We start from the raw sequence: 25576 nt of genomic DNA, 5'->3' as shown, positions 1-25576 counted from the left end.
CGCATCGAGAATGTGGCCATGACGCGCCGCATCCTCTTCTTCTGCATGGGCAACATCTGCCGCAGCCCCACGGCTGAGGGCGTCATGCGCGCAAAACTGGCAGCCGCCGGACTCGACGTCGAGGTGGACTCCGCCGGCACGCATGGCTACCACGTGGGCGAGCCGCCGGACGAGCGCAGCCAGGCGCATGCAGCCAGGCGCGGCTACGCCCTCGGCGCGCTGCGCGCCCGCAAGCTGATCGCCGCGGACTTTTCCCGCTTCGATCTCGTGCTGGCCATGGACGAGGACAACCTCGCGAACGCTCAAGTGCTGTGCCCGCCCGCGCAGCGTCATCGCCTGAAGCTGCTGATGGACTACGCGCCCCGGGCCGGCCGCCCGCATGTGCCTGACCCCTACTACGGCGGTACGGCGGGATTCGAAGAAGTGCTGGATCTCGTAGAGGCGGCCTGTGACGGGCTCGTCGCGGCGCTGCGTGCTCGCTGAAGCCGTGGGCAGGAAAGGGCCAGATCAAGCACCATCACCCCAGCGCGGCATACCTCACCGACCGCCTTGCAGCGAGTAGAACCTTCATCTTTCAGCTCGTGCAACTCAGGACGCGTCAGGCCGCCGACGGCAAAGCTCCAGAACAGGTAGGAGCTGCAGCGTCCTGACTTCGCTGAGGGTCACCATCTCCGGCCGCTACGGCCTTTGCCGCTCCGCGGACGGCGCCGCCAGCCGGGCACGCATCAGCGACGATGCCCACCAGTGGGGGCGATCCTGCTGGTCAACGGCGACCCCGAGGCCTACGGCTGCGTCTACGTCGGCACGCACGTGCGCGGCATGCCCTCCGGCGCCCGGTCAACCGATAGCGGCGAAGGCGTCGCGCGTCAGGTTCTCGGGGGCCTCACCGACGGCACGGCAGACCACGTCGTCCTCGATGCGGATGCCGCCGTAGCACGACAACCGGTCCACCTTCGTCCAATCCACCTGGGCCGCATGCCTGGACGCGCGCAGCTCACGCAGCAGCGTCGGGATGAAATACAGGCCCGGCTCGATGGTGACCGCCATGCCGGCCTGCAGCGTTCGCGTCAGACGCAGATAGCGATGGCCCTCGGGCTTGTCGGCCACGCCGCCGGTCTCGCCGGCCATGAAGCCGCCGACGTCATGCACCTGCAGGCCTAGCAGATGGCCGATGCCATGCGGGAAGAAGGGCCTGGTCACGCCTTCGGCCACCATGGCCTCCTCGCTCATGGCCACGAGGCCGGCGCCGCGCAGCACACGTGCGATGCGGCGGTGGGCGCTGAGGTGGATGTCGCGGTAGTCCACGCCCTCGCGCACCTCGTCGACGAGGCCCAGCTGCTCGACGTCCAGCGCCGCGACCAGCGCCGCGAACTCGTCATGGCCGGGCGCCACCCAGGTGCGCGTGATGTCGCTGGCATAACCGTTCACCTGCGCACCGGCGTCGATGAGGAAGCTGCGCGGCTCGGCCGGCGCGCGCTCGTCCTGGTACTGGTAGTGCAGCACCGCGGCATGCTCGTTGAGGCCGACGATGTTGCCGTAGGGAAGGTCGCGATCGGTGTGGCCGGTCGCGACCAGATAGGCGCGGTGGATGCCGGCCTCGCTCTCGCCGCGCAGAAAGGCAGCGCGGGCAGCGTTGTGACCCGGCACTGCGAGACGCTGGGCAGCGCGCATCTGCGCCAGCTCGTAGGGGGTCTTCACGCCGCGCGCCCAGTGCAGCAGGTTCAGCAGCGGTTCGGGGTTGTTGGGGATGAGCCCCGCCAGCGCGGCATCGGCCTCGCCGACGATCGCTGTGCGCGGCGTGACGCAGTCGCCCAGCGCCCTGGCGGCTTCCTCAGGCTCGCGGATGACGACAAGTTCCACCGCATCCACCCATTCACCGCTGGGCGCGCTGGGTGGCACGTGCCAGTAGTCGTCGGGCTGGTAGTAGACGACGCGCGGCTTGCGGCCCGGTCGCACGGCCAGCCAGGAATGCGGGTGCTGGGTCAGCGGCAGCCACTGCTTGAAGTGCGGGTTGGGCTGGAACAGATAGGGCCGGTCGTCGAGGAAGGCGTACTTCTCGATGCCGGAGGCGATCAGCAGCGCGTCGAAGCCGGTGCGCTCCAGCGCGGTTTCGGCCTGGCGCTGCAGCGTGGCGAGGTGGTCAAGGTAAAGGCTCATGGCTGCCCCCTCACTTGCGGACATAGGTCAGTTTCCTGGTACCGCCGTCGCAGCTGCCGATGACCTTGGCATCGCCCACCTTGTCGTTCTCTACCGCCGTGATCTCGTAGCCCTGAACGCCCTTCTCATCGAGCTTGGCGGCGATCTCCGCCTTCAGCTCGTCGCAGGGCTTGGGGGCAGCCAGCACTGGCTGGGTCATCAGCAAGGCAGCGGCGGCCGCGGTCAACAGCAGGGTGGGCTTGGTCATGGCGGTTGGCTTGTGGCAAAGGACGTGCCGGCATTGTCCGGCAGCCAGTCGTCAGCCCTCGCGGTCCCAGACCACGCCCTCTTCCGTCAGCATCGCGTCCAGCGCCACGTCCAGCGGGCTGGGCTTGAGCAGTGGCAGAAAGCCATGCGCATAGCCAATGCCCACGGCGGCAGGCCGCGGCTGCATCTCGGCCAGCGTCTTGTCCATGAAGCCGCCGCCATAGCCCAGACGCAGGCCGCAGGGGCCATAGCCCAGGCAGGGCACCAGCATCAACTGCGGCCGGAACTCCTCGGTGCCCTTGGGCTTGGGGATGTGGAAGGCGTCTTCCTCCATCGGGCAGCCCGGGTACCAGACATGGAAGCGCAGCGTGCCGTGCACCTTGTCGACCACCGGCAGCCCTATTCGACGCTGCTGGCGCTCCGGGGCGTCCTCGCTCCAGCGGTACAGCGCCGGCAGCGGGTCGAACTCGCCCTTGATGGGCCAATAGGCGCCAATGGTGGTCTCGCGCCGTCGCAGCAGCCAGACGCGCAGCACCTCCTGCAGGTCGGCCGCCAGGGCCAGACGGTCCGGCAGGGCCAGGCGTTGCTCGATCAGCTTGTGCCGGACGGCGGCGCGGTCGTTCGCATCCATGGCGCGCGAGCTTACATTCCTCGGCATGGATGCGTTCACCGAACTCTGCGTCGAGCTGCTGTCGCCCCTGGGGCCCGTGCGCGTGCGCCGCATGTTCGGCGGCCAGGGCATCTACCTGGACGGCCTGTTCATGGCCATCATCGACGAGGGGCAGCTCTTCCTGAAGGCCGACGACCTCAGCCGCGAGCGCTTCGTCGCCGCCGGCTGCCCGCCCTTCACCTACCCCATGAAGGACGGCGAGCGCATGGTGATGAGCTACTACCGCCCGCCCGAGGAGGCGCTGGAATCGCCGCCGCTGATGCTGCCATGGGCACGGCTTGCCTTGGAAGCCGCGCTGCGGGCCGCCAATGCCAAAGCCAAGAATGCATCGACCCGGCGACCGGCGACCAAGAAGACTTCAGCGGCCCAAAAGCCGGCGACCAAGAAAGCCGCGCCGCGCACCCGCTGACGCAGGCGGCACCAGCAGCTGGAAGTCGGCCGCCGGCCAGCCTTCCAGCACCGCCGTCTGGCCCGGTGCCAGCGCCACGGCCTCGCCGGCCTCCAGCCACTGGTCCTGAGCCGGCTCGTCTGCCGTGCCGGACAGCGTCAGCCAGACCCGGCCGCACGCCACCGCCAGCCGGCGCGCCTCGGCCGCACCGGCCAGCGTCAAGGCCCGGCCACCGTCCAGATGCCATGTAGATTGCGCATCGCTCATGATGTTGCTCCAGGGTTGATGCCCAGAATTCTGCTGGGATCACCCAAGGCGGTCCAATGACTCTGCGGCGCAGATTGATACCATCCACGCATGAATCAGCCCGTGCGGCAGAGGCCGCTGTCCATCGGTCCGCTGCGCGCCTTCGAGGCCGTGGCGCGGCTGCTGTCCTTTCGCGCGGCGGCCGACGAGCTGAGCCTGACTCAGTCGGCCATCAGCAGGCAGATCCAGTCTCTGGAGGAGGAGATCGGCTGCACGCTGTTCCTGCGCGGCACGCGCAAAGTGGAGCTGTCCGGCGATGGCGCGGTGCTGCTTCCCACCGCCGTGGCGGTGCTGTCGCGGCTGGACCAGACCGTGCGCCAGATCCGCCGCGCGCGCGGCCGGCGCGTCGTCAACGTCAGCACTTTCGCGTCGTTCGCGTCGCTGTGGCTGATCCCGCGGATGGAGGCCTTCCAGCGCCAGCACGAGGACATCGACATCCGCGTGTCGGCCTATGACCGCAAGGTGGACCTGGAGGACGGCGAGAGCGACCTGGCGCTGCGCTACGACGACCGCCCCTCCGTGCCACCTGACGCCGAGCAGCTCTTCGAGGAGCTGCTGTCGCCCACGGTCAGCCCCTGGTATCTGCAGAACCCGCCGGCGCCGCTGAAGCAGGCGGCCGACCTCGCCGGCCATGCGCTGGCCGAAGAGGACGACCCCCGCCCCAGCGCCGAATACCTGAGCTGGCGGCGCTGGCTGACGCAGATGGGCGAGCATGACCTGCAGCCGCGCCGCTGGCTGTACCTGAACTTCACCTACCAGCAGGTTCAGGCCGCGCTGACCGGCCAGGGCGTCGCCCTGGCCCGCCTGCCGCTGGTGCACGAGCACCTGCAGCGCGGCGAGCTGGTCGAGCCCTTCGGCAAGGCCGGGCGGCTGGGCAGTCCCTTCAGCTACTGGATGATGCTGGGCCCCAACACGGCGCGCCGTCCCGAGGTGCGGCAGTTCGCCGACTGGGTGCGCGAACAGGCTGCCGTCACGCGTGCGCAGCTGGCCGGGGTTTGACCAGGGCCTGTCAGGCTTCGGCGGCCGGCCCTAGGCCGCCACCACGCGTGCCAGCGCCTGCGCCAGCGCCTGCTGCGCGCGCAGCACCTCGTTGACACCCGCGTCGCGCAACCATTGCGCCTCTTCCCGCGTATGCGCGACAACGGCGCAGCGCAGGGCCGGGTTGAGCTGGCGCGCCAGCGCCAGCATGGCCGGCACGCCGCGCACGTCGGCCACTGCGATGAGCAGCCAGGCAGCCTGCGCGATATGAGCCTGCACCAGCGTCATGGCCTCGCCCGCCTCGCCCAGCACGGCCGCCTGGCCCGAGGCCCGCAGCTTCTCGACGACGTCGCGGTCGCGATCGATGACCACCATGGGCCGGCCGCCAAGCTCCGCGCGCAGCGCCGTGCCCAGCGTGCCATGGCCCACCAGCACGACCTGGCCGGCCAGCGCACTCTGCGGCGTGTCGGCGGGCAGCTCGGCCAGCGGATCGTCGCGAGCCTCCAGCTTGCGCGCCCAGCCGGAACGCGACAGCACCCAGCGCCGCAGCGGCTCCACGCCCGAGAACAGCAAGGGGTTCAGCGCAATGGACACGATGGCCCCGGCGACGACCAGGCTGGCCGCCTGCGGCGGCACCAGGTTCAGGCTCTGGCCCAGGCCCAGCAGGATGAAGCTGAACTCGCCGATCTGCGCCAGGCTGACGGCCACCGTCAGCGCGGTCGACAGCGGATAGCGCAGCAGCAGCACGAGGGCGCCGGCGGCAAATGTCTTGCCGATCAGGATGACCGCCAGCGTCGCCAGTACGGCCCCCGGCTGCTCGACGAGCACTCGTGGGTCGAACAGCATGCCTACGGCGACGAAGAACAGCACCGCGAAGGCGTCGCGCAGCGGCAGGCTCTCATGCGCCGCGCGCTCGCTGAAGGCCGACTCGCGCAGGACCAGGCCGGCGAAGAAGGCGCCCAGCGCGACACTGACGCCGAACAGCGCCGCCGCGCCCACCGCCAGCCCGACAGCCGCGGCCACCGTGGCCAGCGTGAACAGCTCGCGCGAGCCGGTGCGGTTGACCTGCCACAGCAGCCAGGGCAGCAGGCGCCGCCCCGCCACCAGCATGACGGCGACAAAGGCCGCGACGGCCAGCAGCGTCGTGACGATGGTGAGGGCCAGGCTGCCGCCGGAGGCGCCCTCGCCGCGGCCGCCGAGCAACGGCAGCAGCACCAGGGCCAGCACCATGGCCAGATCCTCGACGACCAGCCAGCCCACGGCGATGCGGCCGTTGCCCGTGTGCAGCAGCTCGCGCGCCTCCAGCGCGCGCAGCAGCACCACCGTGCTGGCCACCGACAGCGCCAGGCCGAAGACCAGTGCAGCACCGAGCTCCCAGCCCCACCACCAGTACGCCAGCCCCGCGCCCATGGCCGTGGCCGCGGCCATCTGCACCAGCGCGCCCGGCAGCGCGATGCCTTTCACCGACACCAGATCGTGCACCGAGAAATGCAGGCCGACGCCGAACATCAGCAGCATGACCCCGACCTCCGACAGCTGCTGGGCCAGATGCACGTCGCCGACGAAACCCGGTGTGTGCGGCCCGATCAGCACGCCGGCCAGCAGATAGCCCACCAGCGCCGGCAGCCTGGCCCATTGCGCCAGCAGGCCCAGCACCAGCGCCAGGCCAAAGGCGGCGGCCAGCGTCGAGATCAGCGTCATGCCGTCATGCATCAAGGTCCTCTCGGAAATCAGTCAGGGGCGATGAGCTCGCGCTCGGTCAGGATCAAGGTCAGGGCGCGGTCATGCGCCTCGACGGGGAATCCGGTCTCGGCGCCAGACCAGGCCAGGCCAATGGTCGTCACACCGGGGTGCTCGGCCAGCCAGCGGTCGAAGAAGCCGCCGCCATAGCCGAGGCGGAAGCCGTCACGCGTGAAGCCCACGCAAGGCACCAGCACGACGTCGGGCACGACCACGGCGCCCGTGGACGAGGCAATGCCGCATTCGTCCCGGGCCATGGGCGCAGCACCGTCCCAGCGGCGGTACTGCATGGCGGCCGGCTCGCGGCGCGCGAACGGCAACGCGCGCGGGTACGCCAGGGCGCCCGGGTCGAACTCGCCGCCCAGAGGCCAGTAGACGCCCAGCAGCTCAGGCTCCAGTTGGCCCAGCAGCGCCTGCAGGGCGTCGCCCAGCGCATGCTCGGCAGCCTGGAAGGCGGGCGTGCCGGCAAAGGCTCGGCGCTGGGCCAGCAGATGGCGGCGCAGCAGGGAACGGTCGGTTGGGGTGGCGTCTGTCATCGGGCGCTCGGATCAGCGGAGTGGCGCCATTGGAACTCATCGCCCGCACCCGGCGGCCCTGGGTTAAATTGGCCGGCGTAGCAGTCGCGGCAGGCATGAGTCAAATGGACAGGCGAGTTAAGGAATGCAGGGGCCGCAGCGCGATAGCGGCGCTGGGAGCCGCGCTGCTGGCAACGGCGCTTGGCGCCCCGGCGGCGGCGGCCGACAACGACCTCGCCGTGCAGGCCCGCGAGGCTTGGGTCAAGCGCGACCGCAAGCGCCTGACAGGCTTGGTGGACGCAGCGCGCGGCCAGAACCACCCTCTGGCCGGCTGGGTCGAGTATTTCGACCTGAACGGGCGCATGGCCGAGCTCCGCCAGCCCGACATGGACGCCTTCTACGCGCGCTATGCCGGCAGCTATGTCGAGGACCGGCTGCGCAACGACTGGCTGCTGGAGCTCGGCCGCCGCCGCGACTGGGCCAATTTCCGCCGCGACCATGCCAGCTATGTGATGCGCGACGACCGCGAGGTCGCCTGCTACGCGCTGCTGGCCGAGCAGGCGGCGGGCGGCAAGCCCTCAGCCGACACCGCCCGCACGGCCTGGATGGCGCAGCGCGATGGCGACGATGGTTGCCAGCAGCTGGCCAGCGCCATGGTCGACGCCGGTCTCTTCAAACCCGACACCTTGTGGGCCAAGGCGCGCCAGGCCACCGAGCAGGGCCGCCCGCGCGCGGCGCGTCAGGCCGTCGCCTTGCTGGCCGCCAAGCCACTGGACCAGAAGCTCGCCGAGCTGCAGGACAACGCCGGCCGATACCTTACGCGCCAGGCCCGCAGCGCGCCGCGCTTCGATGCCGAGCTGACGGCGCTGGCGCTGGCGCGCGTCGCCGCCAACGACCCCGACCAGGCCGGCGACCTGCTGCGCGACAAGTGGAGCCGGCTGCCCACCGACCTGCAGGCTTGGTTGTGGGTGCAGATCGGCCGCCAGCAGGCGCTGCGCCTGCAGGACGGCGCGCTGGCCGCCTTCGAGCGCGCCGACAAGCTCGCGCCCGAGCTGGCCTGGAGCGACGACGCGCTGGCCTGGAACGCCCGCGCGGCGCTGCGTGCCAAGGCGCCGGCTGCGGCGCTGCGCGCCATCGAGCGCATGAGCTCCGGCGAGCAGCGCGAGCCGGCCTGGGCCTACTGGAAGGCCCGCGCCACCCGCCTGCAGGGCGACCAGCCCGCCGCCCGTGCCCAGCTCGCGGCGCTGGCCACCTCGCCGCTGACCGGGCCGCTGAACTACTTCGGGCGCCTCGCCGCCGAGGAGCTGGGCCTGCCCACGCCGCTCCCTCCTGCCCCGGCGCCGCTGACGGCCGAGGAGCGCCGCGCCGCGCGCAACCACCCTGGCCTGATGCGGGCGCTGTCGCTCATAGCCCTGGGTCTGCGCAGCGAGGGCGTACGCGAGTGGAACTTCTCGCTGCGCGAGATCTCGCTGCGCGGAGACCGCGCGCTGCTGGCCGCCGCGCAGGAGGCCTGCGACCGCGAGGTCTGGGACCGTTGCATAAACACCAGCGAACGCACCCGCACCGAGATCGACATCGCCCAGCGCTACCCCCTGCCCCACCTCGCCGAGTTGCAGCGCGAGGCCCAGGCCGCCGGCGTGGACGCAGCCTATGTCTACGGCCTGATCCGCCAGGAGTCGCGCTTCGTGCTGGACGCGCGCTCCCACGTCGGCGCGTCCGGGCTGATGCAGGTCATGCCGGCCACGGCCAAGTGGACGGCCAAGAAGGTAGGCCTGGACTACAGCGCCGAGCGCATGCATGACCGAGACTTCAACCTGCGCATCGGCACGCAATACCTGAAGCTGGTGCTGGACCGCTTCGATGGCGCCCAGGCCCTGGCCGCGGCCGCCTACAACGCCGGCCCCAACCGCCCGGCGCGCTGGCGCGACGGGCCCGTGCTCGACGCGGCCATCTGGGCAGAGAACATCCCCTTCAACGAGACTCGCGACTATGTCCGCAAGGTGCTGCTGGGCGGCGCCATCTACGCCCAGGTGCTGGGCCTGCCGGCCACCTCGCTGCGCGAGCGCCTCGGCGCCAGCGTCGGCCCGGCCGGCGCGCGCGCCGCAGACGTCAGCGACGTGCCGCCACCGGCGGCGGCAGGGGAGTCCAAGTCATGAGCCTGTCCGTTCTCGTCCTCGGCGGCAGCGGCTTCGTCGGCCGCGCGCTCTGCGAGCAATTGACTCGCCGCCTCGGCGCCGACGCGCGCATCACCGTGCCGACGCGGCGCCTTCCGCATGCGCGCGAGTTGCAGAGCCTGCCAGGCGTCACCGTCCTGCAGGCCGACGTGTTCCGCGACCTGGGCGCGCTGCTGCCTGGCCATGACGCCGTCTTCAACCTCGTCGGCATCCTGCAGGGCAGCGCAGCCGCCTTCGAGCACGCGCACGTGGAGCTGCCCCGGCGCCTCGCGTCGGCGATGGGTGCGGCCGGCGTGCGGCGCCTCGTGCATGTCGGCACGCTGGGCGTGACCGAGCATGCACCGTCGCGCTACCTGCGCAGCAAGGCCGCCGGCGAGGCCGTTCTGCAGGTCGCGGCGCAGACGCATGGGTTGGAGCTGACGCTGCTGCGCCCCTCCCTCGTATTCGGCGCGGGCGACCGCAGCACCAACCTGTTCGCGCGGCTGCAACGACGCTTCCCGCTGCTGCCGCTGGGCGGTGCGCAGGCACGGCTGCAGCCCGTCTGGGTGCAAGACCTGGCCCGCGCGCTGGTGCAGGCGCTGCTGCGCCGCGAGGCCGTTGGCCAGATCTACGAGATCGCCGGCCCGCGCGAGCTGACGCTGGCCGAGCTGGCGCGGCTGGCCGGCCGCGCCGCCGGCCACGAGCGCCCCGTGCTGCCCCTGCCCGCGCCGCTGGCCGCGCTGCAGGCCCTGTGCATGGAATGCCTGCCCGGCGAACCGCTGTTGTCGCGCGACAACCTCGCCTCGCTGCGCGTGCCCAACGTGCCGGGTGGCCACCAGCCCGGCCTGGCCGAGCTCGGCATCGCCCCGGCCTCGCTGGAGACCGTGCTGCCCGACTACCTGGCACCCGGCATGGGCGTCGCGCGGCTGGACGCCTGGCGCGCCAGGCATCAATCCGTTGCGGATTGATCAACCCGGGCCCGGGCCGCAATCCTTAAGCTCGCCGTCATGAAGCTCTACATCGGCAACAAGAACTACTCGTCCTGGTCCATGCGCAGCGGCGTGCTGCTGGCCGCCTTCGGTATTCCCTTCGAGGAGGTCAGGCTGCGCTTCGACTTCAGACCGGGCTCGGATTGGAATCGCGTCATCGCCGGCGTCAGCCCCACGCGGCGCGTGCCGGTCCTCGTCGAGGCCGACGGCTTCACCGTCTGGGAGACGCTAGCCATCGCCGAGTACATCGCCGACCGCCACCCCGAGCTGGCCATATGGCCGCGCGACGCCCGGGCGCGGGCCCGGGCGCGCAGCCTGTGCGCCGAGATGCACGGCGGCTTCACGCGGCTGCGCACCGCCTGCCCGATGAACATCGAGGTGTTCTTCCCCGACGTGGGCGCCAAACTGTGGGCCGGGGACGAGGCGCTGCGCGCCGACGTGGCCCGCCTTGACGCGGCCTGGAGCGAGGCGCTGAAGGCCAGCGGCGGGCCCTTCCTGTTCGGCGCGTTCGGCGCGGCGGACGCCTACTTCGCGCCAGTGGCGGTGCGGCTTAGTCGCTTTGGCCTGCCGGTGTCCGAGGCCGCCGCGGCCTACCGCGACGCGCTGCTGGCCCACCCGGCCGTAGAGGACTGGATCGCGGACGCGATGCGGGAGCAGGACTTCGTGCCCGAGGACGAGCCGTATCGGACGGCTCGGTAGGCCGCTCCTGCGGGGAGCCTTTCGACTCGGTGCACCGAGCCCGGCGGGCGGAGCGGACTCCCGCGGCTGTGCAGACAGGCGCCAAGGCTCTCTCCGCAAGAGCAACCAACAAGATCAGAACTCGACCACCGATCGGATCGACTCCCCCCGTCGCATCAACTCGAAACCCTCGTTGATCTGCTCCAGCTTCAGCTTGTGCGTGATCAGCTCGTCGATCGCAACCTTGCCCTCCATGTACCAGTCGACGATCTTTGGCACATCGGTGCGGCCGCGCGCGCCGCCAAACGCCGACCCTTCCCACTTGCGCCCCGTCACCAGCTGGAACGGCCGCGTCGCGATCTCCGCCCCGGCCGGCGCCACGCCGATGATGATGCTGCGCCCCCAGCCCTTGTGCGTGCACTCCAGCGCCTGGCGCATCAGCTGCACATTGCCAACACACTCGAACGAGTAATCAGCGCCACCGTCGGTCATCTGCACGAGGTGGTCCACCACGTTGCCCACGTCCTTGGGGTTCACGAAGTCCGTCATGCCGAAGCGCCGCGCCATGGCCTCACGCGCCGGGTTGATGTCCACGCCGATGATGCGGCCGGCGCCCACCATCCTGGCGCCCTGGATGACGTTCAGGCCGATGCCGCCCAGGCCGAACACGACCACCGTCGCACCCGCCTCGACTTTGGCCGTGAACAGCACGGCACCCACGCCCGTCGTCACGCCACAGCCGATGTAGCAGACCTTGTCGAACGGCGCGTCGGGCCGGATCTTGGCCAGCGCGATGCCGGGCACGACGATGTGGTTTGCGAAGGTACTGGTGCCCATGTAGTGGAAGACGGGCTCGCCGTTCAGCGAAAAACGCGACGTGCCGTTGGGCATCAAGCCCTTGCCCTGCGTGGCGCGTATGGCCTGGCACAGGTTGGTCTTGCGGCTCAGGCAGAACTTGCACTCGCGACATTCCGGCGTGTAGAGCGGGATGACATGGTCGCCGGCCTTCAGCCAGGGCACCTTGCTCTCCAGCACGACGCCAGCGCCCTCGTGACCCAGCACGGCCGGGAACAAGCCCTCGGGATCGGCACCCGACAACGTGTACTCATCCGTGTGGCAGATGCCGGTGGCCTTGATCTCGACGAGCACCTCGCCGTCGCGCGGGCCCTCAAGGTCCAGGGTTTCGATGGTCAGCGGTGCGCCGGCCTTCCAGGCAACGGCGGCTCGGGTCTGGATGCTCATGGCGATCCTCCTGAAGTGGGTTGAAGTCGGTCCAGCGCCGAGGCGAACTCGCGCGCTTCATGGCGGCACAGCCGCAGGCGCCGCAGCAGCCATGGTGTCAGGTCCTGCTGGCCCAGGTGCTCGGGCCAGGCGCCGGCATCGGCGTCGGGCAGGCCGGCGGGATCAGTGCCACTGTCGCTGGCGCCCGGCTCGCCCTGCAGCACGGCTACGCAGGCCTGGCGGGCCAGCGGCAACGCGGTCTCTGCGCGGGCGGCGTCCAGCCGGGCACTGCGGCGCTGCACCTGGTGCTGCACGGCGCCCAGCAGGGCCATCAGGCGATAGCCATGGCTCAGCGCCGACTCGATGTCGGTCTCGGGCAGGCGCACGCTCTGCGGCTCGACGCGGGTACGCTGGGCCACCGCGGCCAGCGCGGACAGCGCCGCGTAGGCCTGCTGGCGCGACAGCCGCTGGGCCAGTTGCTCCTCGGCGCTTGGAATCCAGCGAAGCATGTTGGACGCATGCCGGGCCAGCGCGCCGCGCAGCTGCGCACCCAGGCGCGGCACAGCGTTGCGCTCCCAGGACGGCAGCACGAAACTGAACAGCCATGCCAGGCCCGCGCCGATGACGGTGTCGGCAAGGCGCTCGACGACGGCAGGGTCGCTGCCCGGCGCCAGCATCAACGGCTGCAGCAAGGCCATCAGCGTCGCGGCCGTCGCGGCGACGCGGTAGCGGCGGTTCACATAGGCGTGGGCCGTGCCAACGGCGGCTATGAAACACAGGGCCAGCAATGGCTCCCAGGCCACATGGGCCAGCAGCAGCACGAGCAGGCAGCCCTGCACGGTGCCGATGATGCGCTCATTGCGGCGCGACAGCGTCTGCTCCAGGTTGCCGCGCAGCACGACGGCCACGCTCAGCATCAGCCAGAACGGATGCGCCGCCCAAGGCAGGAACGCGCCCAGCGCATAGGCAAGCGCCAGCGCCAGCGCCGAGCGCAGCGCATGGCGCATGACGCTGGATTGCAGGTTCAGGTGCGGCTTGAGCGCCGCCAGCGGCCAGCCCTCGGGCGACACGAAGGGCGCCAGGCGCTCGGGCGTCCAGGGGCTGGCTGCATCGTCGGCCTCGTCGCCCTGAGCCTGACGCGCAACCATGGCGCCGACGTCGTCCAGCATATGCCCCACGCGCGACTGCAGCGCCGACACCAGATGGGCGCGCGAATCGCCGGCCGGCGCGCTGACGTCGGCCAGTCGCGCAGCCAGCTGCGCCCGCCAGGCCTCGGCCGACACCTCGGGCAGCGGTGCGCCATAGGCCACGGTGTCGGCCAGCGCGGCGAGCGTGTCGGCGAGGTGGCGCAGCGTCTCGGCCAGCGCGGCCCGCCATTGGCGGCCGGGGAAGTCATGGCCCAGCAGCTCGGTATCCAACCGGCTGGCCAGCAGCAGGTCGCGCAGCTCGATGAGGCCCAGCACGAGGTCGGTCTGACGGCGGCTGCGCGGCGAGCGGCGAGCGGCAAAGACCTGGTCGCGCGCAGCCTGCAGCGCCTCGGCCAGTAGCACGTCGTCGGCGATGGAAGCGCGGATGCTGGCCTCGGCGGCGCCCACCGCGCCGGCGATGCGCTGCGCGCGCGAGCGCAGCCGCTGCTCGGTCGCGCGCAGCGCCTGAGCCAACGCCAGCTCGCGCAGCCGGTGGCGCAGCAACGCCGCGCTGGCCCGCGCCCAGCCGGTGTAGACGCAGCCACCCGCGCCCACCCACAGCGCATGCTCCCAGGGCGCGGTGCTGCCGGCCGTGCGGTCCCAGGCCATCGCGAAGACCATCGCCAACACCGGCGAGAACGACAGCGGCCCGGCGCGCAGGCCCCAGGCCAGGGCCATCAGCGACAGGAAAGTGACGACGGCGACCAGCGCCACGGTCAGCGCCAGCGAGCCGTCAGTGAGGCCCACCAGCAGCGTCACGATGGCCGCGACGGCCGCGGCCGGCAGCAGCCGCGGCAGCACGCGCTGCGGCGGGTTGGGCACGTCGGGCAGGCTCGCGCAGACGGCGCCGCCGACCGCCGCGAGGCCGGCCGTGTCGCCGAACAGCGCGCCGACGAAGACATGCGTGGCCGCCACCCCGAGGGCGACGCTGAGGCCGTTGAGGTGGGCGGCGTCCAGGTGCTTCAGCGGCTTCACTTGACGAGCAGCTCCATCACGCGGCGCTCACCGGCCGGCAGCTCATGCACCGAGAACCAGCCCGACTTCTCGGGCCGGTAGACGTACTGCGGCGATGCGCCGCTGGCGATGCGCTGCCGCAGCGGCGCGATGGCGGTCTGCGCCGCCTCAGCTTGGCCCAGGGACTGCAACGCCGCGGCCTGCACGATGACGGCCAGGTCGCTCCACGGCCCGAGGGCCAGCGCCTCGCTGGCGTCGCGGCGCGCTGCCGCGGCGTCGCCGCCGCTCAGCGCCAGCCAGCCCTTCAGGGCCAGCGTGTCGGGGTCGGCGGGGTCCAGGATCAGCGCCTCCTTGACCTGGGCGCGCGCCGCCTCGGTGCGACCGGCGCGCAGCAGATCCAGCGCATAGTCGCGGCGTAGCGGCACGAGTCCGGTGCGCAGTCGCAGCGCGGCCTGGTACTGGGCGAATGCGTCATCCCAACGACCGTCCAGCGCCAACGCGGCGGCCCGGCCCCACAGTGCCTCGGGCTGGTCGCCCTGGTAGGCCAGCACGGCCTGGTAGGCGGCCAGCGCGGCGGCGGTGTCGCCGAGGCGGCGGTGGTGGTCAGCCAGCGCCAGCTGGACGCGGAAAGCGTCCTCGCCGCTCAGCGCCTGCACGTCGCGCGCCAGGCCGGGCAGCACCTCGGTGGCCAGCGGGCGGCCACCATGCCAGAGGGCGTCGGCCGCACCCACGCGCAGCGCGCCGCTGTTCGGATGGGCGGCCAGTGCGCGTGCGGCCAGCGCGCCGACGGCGTCGCCGTCGCCCGCGATGGCCAGCACCTTGAGCTGCGCCGCCAGTGCGAGCTCGTCGGTGGGCGCCAGCCTGAGGGCGCGCGCGAACAGCGCTTGGGCGTCGACCAGCTTGCCGTCCTCCAGCTTCTGGTTGCCCGCGTTGACCAGCGCCACCGGCAGGCTGGCCCGCGTATCGCGCTGGGCGAAGAAGCCTCTCACGGCGGTACGCAGGGCCGGGTCCAGCCGGACCAGCCGCTCGCGCACGATCTCGCGGCCGTCGTAGGCATCGCGGCGTGGAGAGGCCTCGGCATTGGCGCCCTCGGCGAAGTACTCCCACACCGAGCCACCGGCATAGCGCGACAGGAAGCCGTTGCGCGTCGCCGCGTCGCGTGCCTTGGCCTGCTGGTAGAGCGCCTCGATGTCGCGCGACTGGTCGGCCGTCAGCACGCCATGGACCTGGTGGGTCAGCTCGTGCAGCACGGTGTTGTACTTGTCGAAGATGCTGCGCTCGACGTCCTCGATGCCGGTGACGGTGAAGTGGCCGCCCATGCCGCGCACGTCGTCCCACAGCCGCGAGTCGTAGTCGATGCGGGCGTCCTTCAGCGCGTGGGCCTGTGGCGTCTCGGACAGGCGCATCCACATGGGCTTGATGAAATGGGTGGCGCCGCCCTCGACGAGCACGGGGATGAAGGCCTTCCACGGCGCAACGGACAGCGCGACACGTTTCCGGTGACGCGGCGACAAGTCCTTCCAGTTCAGCACGTAGCGCTCGATACCAGGCACGCTCGGCATGGGTGTGGCGGCAAAGCGGCGCTCGTAGGCGGCGCGGTGCACGTCGATGCGAAAGCGCTGCGACTCCAGCGCCTTGGCCGCAATGGCGTGGGCGCGGCCGAGTTGGGGGCAACGCCGCAGCAGGTCCAGGCTCAGCCCCAGGGCAGCGTCGAAGTCACCCTGCTCGAAGGCCTCGGAGGCGCGCTTCACGTCGGCCATCAGCGGCACGAAGGCCTCGCCCAGGCGGGCCTCGAGCTGGCTGTAGTTCTCGCGCGTATAGCCGTTGCCGAGCAGGTAATGGGCGGCCTCGTGGTGGCGATTCAGCGCGACGGCGGCCTCGGCCGCGACGATGGCATCCTCGGTGCGGCCCAGGCGGATCAGCGTGTCGGCCAGCGCCGCCAGCCCGTCCGCCGTGCGCACCTGCGCCACGCCCTGCTCCAGCTGGGCCAGCGACGCATCGAACTCGCGCAGCTGGTAGTGGCGCTGGCCCAGGCCGCGCAAGGCCTCGGCGCGCTCCAGCGGCAGGTTGGCGCGCTCCAGCGCGCGTTCGAAGCAGGTCTTGGCGCGCTCGAAATCGCGCCGGTCCAGCGCCAGGCGGCCGGCGGCCAGCAGGTCGACGGCCTCGGCCCGGCCGTCGGCCAGCACGCCCAGCGTGCGGCGGTCTATGGCGGCGCCATCGTCGCGGGCGAACAGCCATTGGTAGACGACGGCCCGCTCGGCCGTGTCGGGCCGGGGCTTGCGCAGCAGCGCCTCGACGTCAGTGCGAGCGGCGGCGTAACGCTGCTCGGTCAGCAGTGCCCGCAGCTGCGCGGGATCGGTGGCCGCATGGGCGGTGTTCAAGCTGAGACAGACGGCCAGCGAAACGGCCAGTGGGCGCCAGGGCATTCGGTAGCTCCTCCGTGGAGCGCCGATGCTAATCGGCCCCGACACCACCCGAAGCCGCGCTCAGCCCTTGAGCATCTCGGCGGCGATCAGTCGCACCGGTGCGTTGCCATAGCCGAGGAACTGCTCGTGGAAGGCCTTGAGGTTGAAGCCAGGCCTGGCCTTCAACTGCTCACGCAACGCGAAGATCTCGCTATAGCCGCTGAAGTAGCTGGTCAGCTGCACCGATGTCAGCTGCACGCGACGCCACTTTTCCCTGGCCTCACGCTCGGTCTGGAAGGCCTGGCGCACCAGCAGGTCCAGCGCCTCGGCTTCGCCCATGCCCAGCACATGAACGCCGTAGTCGAGCACGGTGTTGGTGACCGAGCGCAGATGCCATTTGCCGTACATCAGCGTCATCTCGGGCGAGGCGCCGTAGCCGCTCTCCATCATCATGCGCTCGCCGTAGACGGCCCAGCCCTCCACCATGGCGCCGTTGCCGAACAAGGCCTTGACCTTGCTGGGCGCGCGGTTGGCATGCACCAGCTGGGTGTAATGGCCCGGAATGGCCTCGTGGATGTTGAGGATCTGCAGGATCCAGTGGTTGTACTCGCGCAGCGAACTCTCGGCCTGCTCGGGCGTCAGGTCGTCAAGCGGCGTGACGTTGTAATAGGTCTTGTCCTGGGGCCGGTAGGGGCCCGGCGCCTCGATGCTGGCGCCGGCCACGCCGCGCAGGTAGACGGGCGTCTCGCGCACGGCCAGCGGCTTGCTGGCGTCCTGGCTCAGCAGGTCATGGTCGCGCACCCAGGCCTCCAGCTGCGGGATCTGCGCGCGGATCTCGTCGACAAAATTCTCGCGTCTGACATGCCTCTCGCTGAGCTTGTCGATGACGCGGCCGATCAGCGCAAAACGGTCGGCGGGCGGCGGCTCGCTGCCGATGACCGCAGGCCACAGCGCAGCGGCCTGAACCTGCATGCTGGCCAGCACCTCCTCGCGGCGCTGCTGAGCCAGGTCGTAGGTCTCGCGTGCCGTGCGGGCGGACTGGATATCGTGCACGAACTTGGGCTCGTACAGCTCGGCACCGAGGCGGAAGCTGCGCACCGGCTTGAGGGCTTGCAGATGCGCGACATAGCCGTTCACCGCCGCCCGCGCCTGGGCCAGCGGCGCCTTGAAGGCGCCCGCCTGGCCGGCCTCGGCAGCACGCGCAGCGATGTCGTCCAGCACGCCCAGCACGCCGGGTGCCTGCTGGATGGCCAGCTCGGTGTGCTCGCGCGCGACGCCGGCCAGGCTGGCCCGTGCCGCACGGTAATAGGCCGGCATCGCCGCGACACGCGGCCTGAGCGCCTTGAGCCGCACCGGCAGCGGTGCGTAGTCGGTGTTGAGCAACAGGTCCAGCGGCCCGGCCGGGTTGTACTCGGCGGGGTTCCAGGACCATTCGCGCAGCTTGTCCAGGCGCCACAGGTCGCCCTGCAGCTTGCCGACCAGCAATTCGCGGTCCATGCGGTCGGTGGTGGAGAGCTGTGCGTCGGACAGGCGCTGGAAGCGCGCCAGCCAGTCCTTTGCGAAGGTACGCGTGCGCTGGCGCTGCGCGGCGCTGGGCAGCGTCACGTGGCCGGCAAACTCGAAGCGGCCGGACATCACGGCGGCGTCGGGATCGAGCTTCCAGAACGCTTCGAGAAAGCTCTCGCTCATCGTGCCAAGGGAGTCGCCCCCGGCCAGCACCGGCAGGCCCAGGGCGGCGAGGCTCATGAACGTGAAGTCGCGGCGCTTCATGCCAGGACCTCCTCGAGGGCGTCGATGAACATCCTGGCGACATCGAAGCCGCTCTGGTCCGTGATCTCCTGGAAGCAGGTCGGGCTGGTCACGTTGATCTCGGTGACGTTCTCGCCGATGACGTCCAGGCCCACCAGCAGCAGGCCGCGCCGCACGAGGATGGGGCCCAGCTGCTCGGCGATCTCGCGGTCGCGCGCGGTCAGCGGCCGCGCCACGCCCTTGCCCCCGGCCGCAAGGTTGCCGCGTACCTCGCCGCCCTGCGGGATGCGCGCCAGGCAATGCGGCACCGGCTTGCCGCCGATGATGAGGATGCGCTTGTCGCCCTCGGCGATGGCCGGGATGAAGCGCTGCACCATGACCGTCTGGGTGCCTTCCTTGTTCAGCGTCTCGATGATGCTGCCGAGGTTGAGGCCGTCGTCCTTGACGCGGAAGATGCCCATGCCGCCCATGCCGTCCAGCGGCTTGAGGATGATGTCGCGCTGCTCGGCGTGGAAGGCCCGGATCTCGGCCGGGTCGCGCGTGACCAGCGTGGGCGAGATGAACTCGGGGAACTCCATGATGGCGAGCTTCTCCGGATGCTCGCGCAGGCTGCTGGGCTTGTTGAAGACACGGGCGCCCTCGCGCTCGGCCTGGCCGAGCAGATGGGTGGCGTAGAAGAACTCGCTGTCGAACGGCGGATCCTTGCGCATCAGCACCGCGCCGACATCGGCCAGCGCGACGTCGCCGGTCGACTGGACCTTGAACCAGTCCTGCGCGTTGCCCGTCAGCATGATGTGGCGGGCAGCACGCGCCGTCACCCGGCCGCCGCGCTGCCAGACCAGCTGGCCGACCTCGCAGGCGAGGATGTCGTGGCCGCGCCGGGCCGCCTCGCGCATCATTGCGAAGGTGGAGTCCTTGTAGGTCTTGAAGGTGTCGAGGGGATCGGCAACGAATAGCAGCTTCATGGGCGGGCCTGTGGATTCATCGCCGGCCAGTGTTGCACAGGGCAGCGCGCCCCGCAGGCCTAGGGCTGAGAGCGCCTGAACGTAGCCACCAGCGTCGCGACGCCACCCGCCACCACGCCCCAGAAGGCCGCGCCGATGCCGAAGACGCTGATGCCCGACAGGCAGACGAGGAAGGTCAGGATGGCCGCGTCGCGGTGGGCCTCGTCCTTCAGTGCCGCGGCAAGCGCACCGGCGATGGTGCCCAGCAGCGCCAGGCCCGCGATGGCCGCGACGAGCTCGCGCGGGAAGGCCGCCAGCAGCATCGCGACGGCGCCGCCGCCCAGGCCCAGCAGCACGTAGAACAGGCCTGCGGCCACGCTGGCCGTGTAGCGCCGCGCCGGGTCCTCATGCGCCTCGCGGCCCATGCAGATGGCCGCCGTGATGGCGGCAAGGTTGAGCGCATAGCCGCCGAAGGGCGCCAGCAGCGTCGTCGCGGCGCCCGTCACGGCGATGCTGGCGGACACTGGCGTCTGATAGCCGCTGGCGCGCTGGGCCGCCACGCCGGGCAGGTTCTGCGAGGCCATCGTGACGATGAAGAGAGGCAGCGCCACACCGACGGCGGCATGCCAGGTGAAGTGCGGCGCCGTCCATACCGGCAGCGCGAAGACCTGCGAGGTGTCCAGGCCCAGCAGGCTGAGCCGCCCCTGCGCCAGCGCGACGGCAATGCCGGCGACGAGCACGCCGGGCACGGCATAGCGCGGCCACAGGCGCCGCCCCAGCAGGAATGCCGCGGCCATCGCCAGCACCAGGACCGGCGCCGTCCTCACGCTGCTGACCGCATCGAGGCCGAAACGCGTCAGCACGCCAGCCAGCAGAGCCGACGCGATGGCTACCGGGATGCGGTCCATCAGCTTCTCGAACCAGCCGCTGGCGCCGGCCCAGGCGATGAGCAGGCCGCAGACGACGAATGCGCCTATGGCCTCAGGCATCTCCACTCCCGAGGTCGAGGCCAGCAGCGCCGCGCCGGGCGTCGACCAGGCCGTCAGTATGGGCTGGCGGGTCCACAGGCTCAGGACCAGGCTGGTGAGGCCCATGCCCAGGCCCAGCGCCCACAGCCAGGAGGCAGTCTGGGCCGGCGTGGCACCCAGCGCCACCGTGGCCTGGAAGATGATGGCCACCGAGCTGGTGTAGCCCACCAGCACCGCGACGAAGCCGGCAACGACGGTGGAGGGCGAAAAGTCTTGCAGCAAGCGGCGCATGCAGCCAGCATAGCCGCGCGAATGACAACCAAAGAGGATGAGGGATGTGCCGTTTCCTGGCCTATTCGGGCGACGCGATTTTTCTGGAGGAGCTGGTCTGCAAGCCACGCCATTCGCTGGTGCGCCAGAGCCTGCAGGCCTCTGAGGCGAAGACGGCAACGAACGGCGACGGCTTCGGTATCGGCTGGTATGGCGAGCGCGACACGCCGGGCATCTACCGCGAGGTCATGCCGGCGTGGAGCGACGAGAACCTGCTGGCCCTGTGCGCCAACGTGCGCTCGCGTCTTTTCATGGCCCACGTGCGGGCGGCCACCGGCGGTGGAGTCTCCAGGCAGAACTGCCACCCCTTCCACCTCGGCCGCTATCTCTTCATCCACAATGGCCAGGTCGGAGACTTCCCGCGCCTGCGCCGCCGCCTGGAGGCCTTGCTGCCGGACGCGCTCTACGACATGCGCCGCGGCGCGACCGACTCGGAGCTGCTGTTCCTGCTGATGATGGCGCGCGTGCAGGACGGCGAGGCGGTCGAGGCCGCCATCCGCCAGGTGCTATGCGACACGGTCGCCGAGATGGCGGCGCGCGGCGTCGATACGCCGCTGCGATTCTCGGCCGCGCTGGCCGACGGCGAGCGGCTCTGGGCGGTGCGCTGGGCCAGCGACGACAGGCCGCCCAGCCTCTACCTCAAGCCCCAGCCGGGCGGCTGGGCGATCGCGTCGGAACCGCTGGGCGATGACGCCGAGTCCTGGCAGCCGCTAGCCAGGAACGAGGTGGCGCATGTGCACGACGGGCGCCTGGAGCGGCGCCCTCTGGGCTAGTTAGATCTCGACCTTGCTGCCCAGCTCGACGATGCGGTTGGTCGGCAGGTGCAGGAAGTCCGCCGCCGCCGCGGCGTTGCGGTGCATGCTGGCGAACAGCTTCTCGCGCCACAGCGCCATGCCCGAGCCTATGGTCGGGATGACGATGTCGCGGCTCAGGAAGTAGCTGGTCTCCATGTCGTCGAGCAGGACACCCTGCTTCTTCAGCAGCGCCAGCGCCTCGGGCACATCGGGCTCGTCCTTGAAGCCGAAGTGCAGCGCCACCTGCCAGCAGCTGTGGCCCAGCGCCTCTGCCTCGCAGCGCTGTTCCAGGTCGATCCACGGCACCTCATGGTGCTTGACGGTGACGAAGATGTTCTGCTCGTGCAGCACCTTGTTGTGCTTGAGGTTGTGCAACAGCGCATTGGGCGTGCTGCCCTTCTCCGCCGACAAGAAGACGGCCGTGCCGGCCACGCGCAGCGGCGGGTTGATGAAGACGGCCTCGAGGAAGGCACCCAGCTCGATGGCGTCCTCGCGCAGCTTGTCGGAGAGCTGCTTTCGGCCCTGCTTCCAGGTCAGCATCAGCGTGAACATCGCGATGCCGATCAGCAGAGGGAACCAGCCGCCGTGCAGCAGCTTCAGCAGGTTGGACGCCAGGAAGGTCACGTCGATGACGAAGAACAGGCCGGTGGCGGCGAGGCACAGCAGCAGCGGATAGCGCCAGCCGAAACGGACGACGAAGAACGTCATCACCGTCGTGATCGTCATGTCTATGGTGACAGCCACGCCGTAGGCGCCGGCCAGCTTGCTCGACGAGCCGAAGAAGACCACCGCGACGACCACCAGCGCGAACAGGCCCCAGTTGACGAAGGGCACGTAGATCTGGCCGGTGTCGCGCACGCTGGTGTGCAGGATGCGCAGCCGCGGCAGGATACCCAGTTGGATGGCCTGCTTGGTGACCGAGAAGGCCGCCGTGATCAGCGCCTGCGACGCCACGACGGCTGCCGCCGTGGCGAGCAGGAAGAGCGGGATCTCGGCCCAGGCCGGCGCGAGCAGGAAAAAGGGGTTCTTCACACCCTCGGGGTTGTCCAGCAGCATGGCGCCCTGGCCAAAGTAGTTGATGACGAGGGCCGGCATGACGACGCCGTACCAGGCGATGCGGATGGGCTTCTTGCCGAAATGGCCCAGGTCGGCATAGAGCGCCTCGCCCCCGGTCACGACCAGCACGATCGCGCCCAGCGCGACGAAGGCCACCCAGCGGTACTCCAGGCAGAAGCGCAGCGCGTACAGCGGGTTGACGGCCGCCAGCACGCGCGGGTTGTCGAATACATGGGGCAGGCCCAGCGCCGCGAGGCTCAGGAACCAGACCAGCATGACCGGACCGAAGGCCTTGCCAATGCCGCCCGTGCCGAAACGCTGCACCGAGAATAGGCCGGCCAGCACCAGCAGCGAGACCGGCAGCACGGCATCGTGGTAGTCCGGCGCGTAGACCTCGATGCCTTCAATTGCACTGAGTACGGTCATGGCCGGCGTGATCACCGCATCGCCGAAGAAGATAGCCGTGCCGAACAGCCCGACCATCATCAGGCCGCGCCGCAACCGCGGCCGGCCGTTCACCGCGTTGGCGGCCAGCGCCAGCATGGCGATGAGGCCGCCCTCGCCGTTGTTGTCCGCGCGCAGGATCAGCAGCACGTACTTGACCGAGACGACGATGGTCAACGTCCAGAACAGCAGGGAGAGCACGCCGAGGATGTTGTCCGGCGTCGTGGCGACATGGCCGCCATGGAAGACTTCTTTGAGGGCATACAGCGGGCTGGTGCCGATGTCGCCGTAGACCACCCCGAGGGCGCCGAGGGTCAGGCCCGCCAGCGCCATGGGGCTGCGTGCCGCTTGGGAAGAACTCACTTCACGAGCACCACCAGCTGCGGGTGGCATTTGTTCGAAAGCGGCGATTCTCCGTCGGGCCTCCGCGTCTTGTGCGACGCAGCAAAACCACAACGCCCGGACTTGACGCCCGCCGGCCGGCGAGCGTAGGCCCGGGCGGCGGATCGGCTCACCAGATGCGGATGCGCTCCGCGGCCGGCTTGAACATCTTGTCGCCCGGCTGGGTCTTGAAGGTGTCGTGGAAACCGTCGTGGTTGACGGCGGCGCCGTTGGCGCGGAACTCGGACGGCGCATGCGGGTCGGCCGTCAGGAGCCGCAGCAGGCGCTGCTCGCGCGACTTCTCGCGCCAGGCCTGCGACCAGCCGAGGAAGAAGCGCTGCTCGCCGCTGTAGCCGTCGATGACCGGCGCCGGCTTGCCGCCCAGTGAGCGCAGATAGGCCTTATAGGCGATCTGCAGGCCGGACAGGTCGGCAATGTTCTCCCCCAGCGTCAGCTGGCCGTTGACATGCTTGCCGGGGATGGGCTCGTACGCGTCGTACTGCGCAACCAGCCTGGCGCCTATGGCGTCGAAGGCCTTGCGGTCGGCCTCGGTCCACCAGTTGCGCAGAGCGCCGTCCCCGTCGAACTGGCTGCCCTCGTCGTCGAAGCCGTGGCTGATTTCGTGGCCGATGATGGCGCCGATGGCACCGTAGTTGACGGCGTCGTCGGCCTGGCTGCTGTAGAACGGCGGCTGCAGGATGGCGGCCGGGAAAACGATCTCGTTCATCATCGGGTTGTAATAGGCATTGACGGTCTGCGGCGTCATCAGCCACTCGCGCCGGTCCACCGGCTGGTCGGCCTTGGCGGCCTGGTACAGCCAGCCGAAGCGGCCGGCCCGCAGCGTGTTGCCCAGTGCGTCGCCGGCGCGCACCTCGAGCCCCGAATAGTTGCGCCAGGTCTCGGGGTAGCCGATCTTGACCATGTACTTGGACAGCTTCTCCTGGGCGGCGGCCTGGGTTGCCGGCGTCATCCAGGTCAGCGTGCCGATGGAGTCCTTGTAGGCCGACATCAGGTTGCCCACCAGCGTCAGCATGCGGGCCTTGTCGGCGGCCGGGAAGTAGCGCTGCACATAGACCTGGCCCACCGCCTCGCCGAGCGCACCGTTGACGCCGGCGACGGCCTTCTGCCAGCGCGGCCGCTCGGTGGTGGCGCCGCTCAGCGCCGTACCGTGGAAGGCGAAGCTGGCGTCGCGTACGGGCCCGGGCAGCACGCCGGCCAGGCTGTCCAGCATGCGCAGCTTGGCGTACAGACGCAGCTCGTCCAGCGGGGTCTCGCCCACCAGCCGGGCCAGGCCGATGCAGAAGCTGGGCTGTGACACCGACAACCGCTGCAGCGCGGGCATGCCAGCGGCCTTCAGCAAGCCCTGCCAGTCCAGGCCTGGCGCCTTCGCGGCCAGTTCGGCGGGCGTCATGGGGTTGTAGAGCTTGACGGGGTCGCGGTTGGCGACCTGGTCCCAGTGCAGTTCGGCGATGCGCCGCTCCAGCGCCATCACGCGGCCGGCGGCGGCGGCCGGATCGGCCAGGCCGGCCTCGCGGGCCAGCGTCTCGAGGTAGGCCAGGTAGGCGGCGCGGGCCTTGGCCATGCGCGCGTCGTCGGTCTTCAGGTAGTAGTCGCGGTTGGGCAGGCCCAGGCCGGCCTGATGCACCAGCAGGCGATTGATGCCCGGCTGCTTGAAGTCGGCGTCGACATCGAGGTCGACCAGGCCGGCCACCTGGCCGGCACGGGCGCCCAGCCAGGCCGCGAACTGTTCGCGGCTGGCGATCGCGTCAACGCCCTCCAGCAGCGGCTTCAGCGGCGCCATGCCGGCCTGGTCGATGGCCGCCATGTCCAGGTGGGCGGCGTAGAAGTCGACGATCTTCTGCGCCGCCGAACCGGCCTTCTGCGGGGTCGCGGCCAGCGACTCGACGACCTCGCGCACCCGCTTGTCGGACAGGTCGGCCAGCTCAATGAAGCTGCCGTAGTTGGGCTTGTCGGCCGGGATCCCCGTCGTCGCCAGCCAGTGGCCGTTGGCGGCGCGGAACAGGTCGTCCTGCGGACGCACTGCGCGGTCGAAGCCGGTCAGGTCCAGGCCGGAACGAGGCGCGGCAGCCAGCGCGGCGCCGCCCAGCAGCATCAAGGACAGGGTGGAAAGGCGGAAGACGTTCATCGCGGCATGAGGGCGTGAAGAAGGTCCACAGCCTAGGTGCCCGCGCGGCAGAAGTTTTGCGCTAACGACAGGCCCCCGGCAATCGTCGCCGGAGGTCATTTCGGCGAGCTGGTTTGATTGCCGTCGCGATTTGATCGTTGCGCTGTCTGTTTCGGTCCTCTGGATGCGCTCCTTGCG

The 25576-nt window shown here is 70.5% G+C and carries 21 protein-coding genes; 7 read left to right on the top strand and 14 right to left on the bottom strand.

The features are described 5' to 3' along the window. Positions 1-18 precede the first annotated feature (18 nt). Positions 19-483, top strand: a complete 465-nt coding sequence (locus JOY88_RS18815) for a low molecular weight protein-tyrosine-phosphatase (RefSeq protein ID WP_293504167.1) — start codon at positions 19-21, stop codon at positions 481-483. Between the two features lie 354 nt (positions 484-837). Here JOY88_RS18815 and pepQ read toward each other — a convergent pair whose 3' ends face one another. From pepQ to JOY88_RS18800, 3 genes are read right to left on the bottom strand one after another with little or no spacing between them, the layout of a single operon-like run. Next, positions 838-2157: a Xaa-Pro dipeptidase gene (gene pepQ / locus JOY88_RS18810; RefSeq protein WP_293504166.1), complete on the bottom strand. Its 1320-nt coding sequence runs from the start codon at positions 2155-2157 to the stop codon at positions 838-840. A gap of 10 nt (positions 2158-2167) precedes the next feature. After that, positions 2168-2404, bottom strand: coding sequence for a DUF1161 domain-containing protein (locus JOY88_RS18805; RefSeq protein WP_293504165.1), 237 nt, complete (start codon positions 2402-2404; stop codon positions 2168-2170). A 51-nt stretch (positions 2405-2455) separates the two neighbouring features. Beyond that, positions 2456-3034, bottom strand: coding sequence for a 5-formyltetrahydrofolate cyclo-ligase (locus JOY88_RS18800; protein ID WP_293504164.1), 579 nt, complete (start codon positions 3032-3034; stop codon positions 2456-2458). A 25-nt stretch (positions 3035-3059) separates the two neighbouring features. Between JOY88_RS18800 and JOY88_RS18795 the strand changes: the two genes are divergently transcribed. After that, on the top strand, positions 3060-3482 hold the full coding sequence (locus tag JOY88_RS18795; RefSeq protein ID WP_293504163.1) for a TfoX/Sxy family protein: 423 nt from the start codon (positions 3060-3062) through the stop codon (positions 3480-3482). Here JOY88_RS18795 and JOY88_RS18790 read toward each other — a convergent pair. Beyond that, entirely contained in the window at positions 3432-3728 is a 297-nt protein-coding gene (locus JOY88_RS18790) for a DUF2917 domain-containing protein (RefSeq protein ID WP_293504162.1), read from the bottom strand. The genes JOY88_RS18795 and JOY88_RS18790 overlap by 51 nt on opposite strands. Positions 3729-3818: 90 nt before the next feature. Here JOY88_RS18790 and JOY88_RS18785 point away from each other — a divergent pair, with 90 nt between their 5' ends. Continuing rightward, positions 3819-4766 carry a LysR substrate-binding domain-containing protein gene (locus JOY88_RS18785; protein ID WP_293504161.1) on the top strand — a complete coding sequence of 316 codons (948 nt, stop codon included), beginning with the start codon at positions 3819-3821 and terminating at the stop codon, positions 4764-4766. A gap of 30 nt (positions 4767-4796) precedes the next feature. Here JOY88_RS18785 and JOY88_RS18780 read toward each other — a convergent pair whose 3' ends face one another. Both JOY88_RS18780 and JOY88_RS18775 read right to left on the bottom strand, forming a co-directional pair. Continuing rightward, positions 4797-6458, bottom strand: coding sequence for a cation:proton antiporter (locus JOY88_RS18780; RefSeq protein WP_293504160.1), 1662 nt, complete (start codon positions 6456-6458; stop codon positions 4797-4799). A 17-nt stretch (positions 6459-6475) separates the two neighbouring features. Continuing rightward, positions 6476-7021, bottom strand: a complete 546-nt coding sequence (locus JOY88_RS18775; RefSeq protein ID WP_293504159.1) for a 5-formyltetrahydrofolate cyclo-ligase — start codon at positions 7019-7021, stop codon at positions 6476-6478. Positions 7022-7125: 104 nt separating this feature from the next. Here JOY88_RS18775 and JOY88_RS18770 point away from each other — a divergent pair, with 104 nt between their 5' ends. The 3 genes from JOY88_RS18770 to JOY88_RS18760 are packed head-to-tail and all read left to right on the top strand — an operon-like array spanning position 7126 to position 10841. Further along, complete coding sequence (locus JOY88_RS18770) at positions 7126-9156, top strand: lytic transglycosylase domain-containing protein (protein ID WP_293504158.1); 2031 nt, start codon at positions 7126-7128, stop codon at positions 9154-9156. After that, positions 9153-10121, top strand: a complete 969-nt coding sequence (locus tag JOY88_RS18765; protein ID WP_293504157.1) for a complex I NDUFA9 subunit family protein — start codon at positions 9153-9155, stop codon at positions 10119-10121. Before JOY88_RS18770 ends, JOY88_RS18765 begins: the two co-directional genes overlap by 4 nt. Before the next feature lie 39 nt (positions 10122-10160). Next, positions 10161-10841: a glutathione S-transferase family protein gene (locus tag JOY88_RS18760; RefSeq protein ID WP_293504156.1), complete on the top strand. Its 681-nt coding sequence runs from the start codon at positions 10161-10163 to the stop codon at positions 10839-10841. Between the two features lie 114 nt (positions 10842-10955). Here the strand turns inward: JOY88_RS18760 and JOY88_RS18755 are convergent, their stop codons facing one another. From JOY88_RS18755 to JOY88_RS18730, 6 genes are read right to left on the bottom strand one after another with little or no spacing between them, the layout of a single operon-like run. Beyond that, on the bottom strand, positions 10956-12056 hold the full coding sequence (locus tag JOY88_RS18755) for an S-(hydroxymethyl)glutathione dehydrogenase/class III alcohol dehydrogenase (protein WP_293504207.1): 1101 nt from the start codon (positions 12054-12056) through the stop codon (positions 10956-10958). 2 nt (positions 12057-12058) lie between these two features. Beyond that, complete coding sequence (locus JOY88_RS18750) at positions 12059-14203, bottom strand: FUSC family protein (protein WP_293504155.1); 2145 nt, start codon at positions 14201-14203, stop codon at positions 12059-12061. Then, positions 14200-16608 carry a tetratricopeptide repeat protein gene (locus JOY88_RS18745; RefSeq protein WP_293504154.1) on the bottom strand — a complete coding sequence of 803 codons (2409 nt, stop codon included), beginning with the start codon at positions 16606-16608 and terminating at the stop codon, positions 14200-14202. Before JOY88_RS18745 ends, JOY88_RS18750 begins: the two co-directional genes overlap by 4 nt. 60 nt (positions 16609-16668) lie before the next feature. Beyond that, complete coding sequence (locus JOY88_RS18740; protein ID WP_293504153.1) at positions 16669-18357, bottom strand: DUF885 domain-containing protein; 1689 nt, start codon at positions 18355-18357, stop codon at positions 16669-16671. Beyond that, a complete protein-coding gene (gene gshB / locus JOY88_RS18735; RefSeq protein ID WP_293504152.1) occupies positions 18354-19301 on the bottom strand; it encodes a glutathione synthase in 948 nt (315 codons plus the stop codon). Before gshB ends, JOY88_RS18740 begins: the two co-directional genes overlap by 4 nt. Before the next feature lie 59 nt (positions 19302-19360). After that, a complete protein-coding gene (locus JOY88_RS18730) occupies positions 19361-20539 on the bottom strand; it encodes a benzoate/H(+) symporter BenE family transporter (RefSeq protein WP_293504151.1) in 1179 nt (392 codons plus the stop codon). A gap of 44 nt (positions 20540-20583) precedes the next feature. On the opposite strand from JOY88_RS18730, the gene JOY88_RS18725 reads away from it, so the two are divergent. Next, positions 20584-21351 carry a class II glutamine amidotransferase gene (locus JOY88_RS18725; RefSeq protein WP_293504150.1) on the top strand — a complete coding sequence of 256 codons (768 nt, stop codon included), beginning with the start codon at positions 20584-20586 and terminating at the stop codon, positions 21349-21351. Here JOY88_RS18725 and JOY88_RS18720 read toward each other — a convergent pair whose 3' ends face one another. Together JOY88_RS18720 and JOY88_RS18715 are read right to left on the bottom strand one after the other, a co-directional pair. Further along, on the bottom strand, positions 21352-23205 hold the full coding sequence (locus JOY88_RS18720; RefSeq protein WP_293504206.1) for a potassium transporter Kup: 1854 nt from the start codon (positions 23203-23205) through the stop codon (positions 21352-21354). 178 nt (positions 23206-23383) lie between these two features. Then, positions 23384-25399 carry a M13 family metallopeptidase gene (locus JOY88_RS18715; protein WP_293504149.1) on the bottom strand — a complete coding sequence of 672 codons (2016 nt, stop codon included), beginning with the start codon at positions 25397-25399 and terminating at the stop codon, positions 23384-23386. Positions 25400-25576: the final 177 nt, after the last annotated feature.

It is taken from the genome of Roseateles sp. (assembly GCF_019237615.1).
Classification (GTDB): Bacteria; Pseudomonadota; Gammaproteobacteria; order Burkholderiales; family Burkholderiaceae_C; genus Pelomonas.
This window is presented reverse-complemented; position numbering and strand designations above follow the sequence as displayed.